Source organism: Corallococcus sp. CA047B (genome assembly GCF_003612065.1).
GTDB lineage: Bacteria > Myxococcota > Myxococcia > Myxococcales > Myxococcaceae > Corallococcus > Corallococcus praedator.
Map to the genome: position 1 here is coordinate 1 of NZ_RAWD01000489.1, position 5,023 is coordinate 5,023.

Genomic DNA, 5,023 nt, shown 5'->3' on the forward strand with positions numbered 1-5,023 from the left:
GTTATGCGCTCGTCGGCAGCGTCAGATGGGTATAAGAGACAGGAAGCGGACGACCTCTTCGAGGATCAGCAGTTAGCGGCGAGCGGGCGAGGGATCAAAAAATCCGCTCAAGAGCCCGGTGGATTGGGAGGGCGCCTGGAGGAAATCCTCCGGCGCCCGCTCCCGGGGTGCGGCCGTGGTTCAGGACAGCTTGGACAGCTGGGCCTTTACTTCGTCGGAGACGGCCCGGCCTTCCGCGCGACCCTGGATCTTCGGGTTCACGTTCTTCATGACCGCGCCCATGTCCTTGGGGCCCTGGGCTCCGGACTCGGAGATGGCGGCCGTGACGAGGGCGGAGAGCTCCTCGGCGGACAGCTGCTGGGGCAGGTACTTCTGCAGGACGGCGATCTCCTGCTCTTCCTTCTCGGCAAGCTCGGGGCGGCCTCCGGACTTGAACTGGTCGACGGATTCGCGGCGCTGCTTGATGAGGGTGTTGATGACCTTCTGCACGGCGTCGTCGTCCAGGGCGGAGGCACCCGGCTCGACTTCCTTGTACTTCACGGCGCTCTTGAGCATCCGCAGCACGCTCAGGGTCAGCTCGTTCTTGGACCGCATCGCGTCCTTCAGGTCCGCGTCGATGCGCTCTTTCAGGGTGGCCATGTCGGGATTCCTCACAGGCGGCGAAGGGGTTCGCCAAGCCAAGGGGATGGGACGGCAAGAGCCAGGGCACCTGACATCTCAGGGGCGCCCCGGCTCCTCTACTGCGGGCCTGCTAGTACGACTTGCGGGCCTTCTTCACAGCGCGCTTCTTGGCGGCGAGGGCCTTCTTCTTCCGCTTCACGGAAGGCTTCTCGTAGTGCTCGCGCTTGCGGATCTCGGAAAGGATTCCGGCCTTCTCGGTGGCCTTCTTGAAGCGCTTGAGGGCGCTCTCGATGGATTCACCTTCCTTCACTCGAATACCGGGCATGCAGTCACCTCCTTCCGCCTAGCTGGATGCGATCTGAAAATTTTCAAAGGGCCGGGGGTATGGCGCAGCAGGGCGCAAAAGGCAAGGAGACCCGCACGGAAAGGATGGGGGCCGGGTGCGCTACACTGCCCGCCGCGTGCGTTGCCTCCTTCTCCTGGTGCTCCTGCTGGCGGCCAGTCCCTCCCGGGCCGGGACGGTGGCTTCCGAGTGCTGGTCCTCCTGTCGTCGCCACGTCACCGACCCCTCCCTGCGGGCCCGGACCTGCCCCCTCTGCGTCACCGGTGGGCGGGTGGACAGCTGGGTGCCTGCCCTGGGGGCTGGCGGAGCAGAGGCGCAGGTCGCCCTGACGTCCGCGCTCAAGGACCCCAGTTGGCGGGTGCGCTGGGCGGCGGTGCGCGCGGGGGCCCGGAGCCGGGGGCTCACGGACCGGCGGGCGCTGGCGGACTGGATCATGGACGCCCCCTCGGAGGCGGACCTGGGGCCGTGCCTCACCGCGGTTCGCGCCGCAGCCGACGCCGGGAAGTCCACGGCGGACTTCCTTCAGGACGCTGGAGCCCGGGGGCCGTCCGCCGCCGCGCGGGTGTGGAAGCGCAAGGAGGGCATCCGGCAGGCGCTCTTCCTGGAGATGTTCGCGCAGGAGCCCTCCGTGCGGATGCCCGCGCTCCTGCACCTGGCCACGTTCCAGGGGCGGTCGGCGACGCGGGTGGTGCTGGACGCGGTGGCGTCGCGACCCGTGGCGGGCGATGAAGTCATGGCCTCGCTCCTGTCCGTCGTCGCCGAGCGGCAGCGTGTGTCGGTGGGCCGGCTGCTGCTCATGGAGGCGAAGCCCCCGGACGAGGCCGCCGTCAACCGGCTCTTCGCCGTGTACTCGCGTGAAATCGACGCGCTTCGGCCGGAGCTGGCGTCGGGGGATGCGCAGCGCCGGCGCACGGCGGCCGCGGGCCTGCGCCGCTACGGTCCCCTGGCAAGCCGCGAGCTGGAGGGAGCGCTGGGCGACGGGGATGCCCGCGTGCGCGAGCATGCGGCGCGGGGACTGGCGGAAGCCGGTGGAAAGCCCCTGCGCGACGTCGCGCTCCAGGGGGTGAAGGCGGCCGAGACGGCGGAGACCGCCCGGCCGTGGCTGGAAGCGATGGCCCATGAGAAGGGGTGCGCGGCCTTCCTCCGGGAGGTGGCGGAAGGGCGCAACGCGCGGACGCCGGAGATTCAAGGCGAGGCGGTGGCGGTGATGGGGGACTGCACGGAGGGCGGGAGCCCCATGCGCCGTCTGACCCCCTACGCATCCTCCAAGGTTGCCCCGGTGCGTGCGGGGGCGGTGCGCGCGCTGGGGGCACTTCCCCGGAACCCGGAGGCGTTGGAGCTGGCGGCGACGGCGCTGGAGGACGGGGAGCCGGAGGTGGTGGCCGCCGCGCTGGACGTGCTGGCCACGTACCGGCAGCCATCGCGTGGGGATGATGCCGCCGGGCTGCTGGGGTCGGATCATCCCATGGTGCGGGCGGCGGCGGCGCGCGCGCTGGAGTTCGTGGGCCGCGCTCCGCACGTGCGGGTGCTCGCCGAGCGGCTGCTCACGGATCCGGTGGCGGACGTGCGCGTCGCCGCGGCGCGGACGCTCACGGTGCTGGGAGGGCCGCAGGCGGTGGCGGCGTTGAGCGAAGCGGCGGCCCGCGACGCGGACTCGCATGTGAAGCACGTGTCGCAGGACGGGCTGCGAAGGCTGGGCTTCGGTCGCTGACGCCGGGCGGGCTCCGACGCGAAGCTCGGGCCGCGCCTGTGGACTCACGCAGGTATGTCACCGGACGCAAGGGAGGCCCGCTGCTCCGGGCCCCGGCGTGGCTTCCGCTCACGCGCCGCTGACGGCCTTGGCGTCCACGCGGTTCCGGCCCGCGTGCTTGGCCCGGTAGAGGTACTTGTCCGCGGCGGAGATGAGGTCCTCCGGCTGGGAGAAGTCCGAGTCCAGCAGCGTCGCCACACCCAGGCTGATGGTCACCTTGATGGGCGTGCCGCTGAAGATGAAGTCGGCGCGGTCCACCGCCACGCGGCAGCGCTCCGCGCACGCCAGGGCCGCGTCCTCGGCGGACTCGCGCAGCATCAGCGCGAACTCCTCGCCGCCGTAGCGCGCGAGCAGGTCCTCGGTGCGCACCGTGTCCGCCACCCGCTGCGCGATGCGCGTCAGCACGAAGTCTCCGGCCGGGTGGCCGTACACGTCGTTGATGCGCTTGAAGTGGTCCACGTCGAACAGCACCAGCGACAGCGGCACGCGGTGGCGCAGGCAGTACGCGAACTCCTTGCGCACCGTCTCCATGAAGTACTTCTTGTTGTAGACGCGGGTGAGGCCGTCGCGCGTGGCGGACTCGTAGATGCTGCGCTGGTACTGCTCCTCCAGCGCGTCCTGGATGCTGAACTTCAGCACCGTGTTGGAGCCGATCTGGATCTTGTCGCCGTCGTACAGCGGCGCCGCGCTCACCTTCAGCCCGTTCAGGTACGTGCCGTTGGTGCTGCCCAGGTCCACCAGCTGGAAGCGGCCATCTCCAATGGCCACCACCTTGGCGTGCTTCCGGGAGATGCCGTCGTCCTCCACCTGGAACTGGGCCTCGGAGCTTCGGCCCAGCACCACTTCCGAGCGGTCCAGCTTGAACATCCGCCCGATGCCGGCGGCGGACTTCGCGCTGATGACGATCAGGTACGCGCTCTGCTGCTGGGCACTGCCCAGCAGGTCCGAAATGGAATGGACGGAAGTTTTCTCCTCGGACATCGCACCTCCCATCTTACGGGCCGCCTTTTCACGGCGGCAAGCACACCCACGCTCCTTTCACGCACCCGGTGTCAGCCGACCCGCCCCACCCGGGCCGGCCGGCGCCGCTTCTTGACGGGCCTGGGGACTGTCGGACGCCCGACGGACAGCTCCCCGGCCACCGGCGTCCGCAGGAATCGCGCCAGGGGCTCGCCCCCCCGGGGGTGCTCGGCCAGCCCCTGCATCAGCTTCACCAGCGCCGCGGACGGGGTCATGTCCGCACCGCCCACCGCGCCCTGCTCCAGGGCCATGGCCCCGGACTCATAGAGCGTGAGGTCCACCCCGTTGCGGTAGGCCTGGCTTACCACCAGCACCGGGATGCCCCGCTCCCGGGCCTCCACGAAGAGCGGCTGGAAGGAGCGTCCCAGCTCCGGAGCGATTGGCACGTTGCCCGCCCCATAGGCCTCGAGCACCAGCCCCTTCACGTGGGGCAACAGCTGGAGGGGCAGGGCGGGATCCAACCCCGGGTACACCTTCAGGACGAAGACGCGCGGATCCAGGTCGGCGTGCAGCCGGAAGGGGCCTCTGGCCTTCAAGCCCTCCTCGAAGGTGGCGTCCACGCCCAGGGTGCCCAGCACGGGGAAGTTGGGGCTCTCGAAGGCGTCGTACTCGGCCACCTTCACCTTGCGCGTGCGGTTGCCCCGGTACAGGTGCGAATCGAAGCAGATGGTGACCTCGCGCGGCCCCTGGATGGCGGAGAGCACCGCGTCAATGAGGTTGAGCCGCGCATCCGAGCGGATCTCCCCCAGCGGTCGCTGTGAACCCGTCAGCACCACGGGGCAGGGCGGGTTGCGCAACATGAAGGACAGCGCACTGGCCGTATAGGCGAGCGTATCCGTGCCATGGGTCACCACCGCCCCGTCGAAGTCGGGTAGCCGACGGTGGAGGTGGGCGGCCATCCGCGTCCACAGCTCGGGTTGCATCTCGGAGCTGTCGAGGTTGGAGAACAGCTCCAGCTCGATGTCCGCGAGCTGGAACAGCTCCGGGACGCGCTGGCGGAGGGTCTTGAAGAAGGCCGCCGGACGCAGGGCGGAGGGGCGGCCGCCGGCCATTCCGAGCGTGCCTCCGGTGTGCAGCAGCAGGACTCTGGGCATGGTTGGGAGGCCTCCCTGCCAAAGGCCGCCTTGCTTTACAAGCCCTGCGCGCGTGGCTAAGACCCGCGGCCGTGCTCCTCCTCTGTTGGAAGCGTGTTGCTCCCGTGCTGGCCGCGGTGACCCTGTTGGGCGCCGGCTGTACCAAGAGCGCTGAGATCCCGGCCGCCCCCGCCCCCAAGGCGGCCGGGATCTCAG

Annotated in this window: 5 protein-coding genes; 1 reads left to right on the forward strand and 4 read right to left on the reverse strand. The window is 70.0% G+C overall.

Annotated elements, in window-relative coordinates; genetic code table 11:
• Positions 1 to 180: 180 nt before the first annotated feature.
• A complete protein-coding gene (locus D7X74_RS39555; RefSeq protein WP_120538114.1) occupies positions 181 to 639 on the reverse strand; it encodes a GatB/YqeY domain-containing protein in 459 nt (152 codons plus the stop codon).
• 112 nt (positions 640 to 751) lie between these two features.
• Positions 752 to 946, reverse strand: coding sequence for a 30S ribosomal protein S21 (gene rpsU, locus D7X74_RS39560; protein WP_014395136.1), 195 nt, complete (start codon positions 944 to 946; stop codon positions 752 to 754).
• A gap of 115 nt (positions 947 to 1,061) precedes the next feature.
• Between rpsU and D7X74_RS39565 the strand changes: the two genes are divergently transcribed.
• Positions 1,062 to 2,675, forward strand: a complete 1,614-nt coding sequence (locus D7X74_RS39565; protein WP_233602450.1) for a HEAT repeat domain-containing protein — start codon at positions 1,062 to 1,064, stop codon at positions 2,673 to 2,675.
• Positions 2,676 to 2,783: 108 nt separating this feature from the next.
• Here D7X74_RS39565 and D7X74_RS39570 read toward each other — a convergent pair whose 3' ends face one another.
• Both D7X74_RS39570 and D7X74_RS39575 read right to left on the reverse strand, forming a co-directional pair.
• Entirely contained in the window at positions 2,784 to 3,695 is a 912-nt protein-coding gene (locus D7X74_RS39570; RefSeq protein WP_120538115.1) for a GGDEF domain-containing protein, read from the reverse strand.
• Positions 3,696 to 3,766: 71 nt separating this feature from the next.
• On the reverse strand, positions 3,767 to 4,828 hold the full coding sequence (locus tag D7X74_RS39575; protein WP_120538116.1) for an asparaginase: 1,062 nt from the start codon (positions 4,826 to 4,828) through the stop codon (positions 3,767 to 3,769).
• Positions 4,829 to 5,023 lie beyond the last annotated feature (195 nt).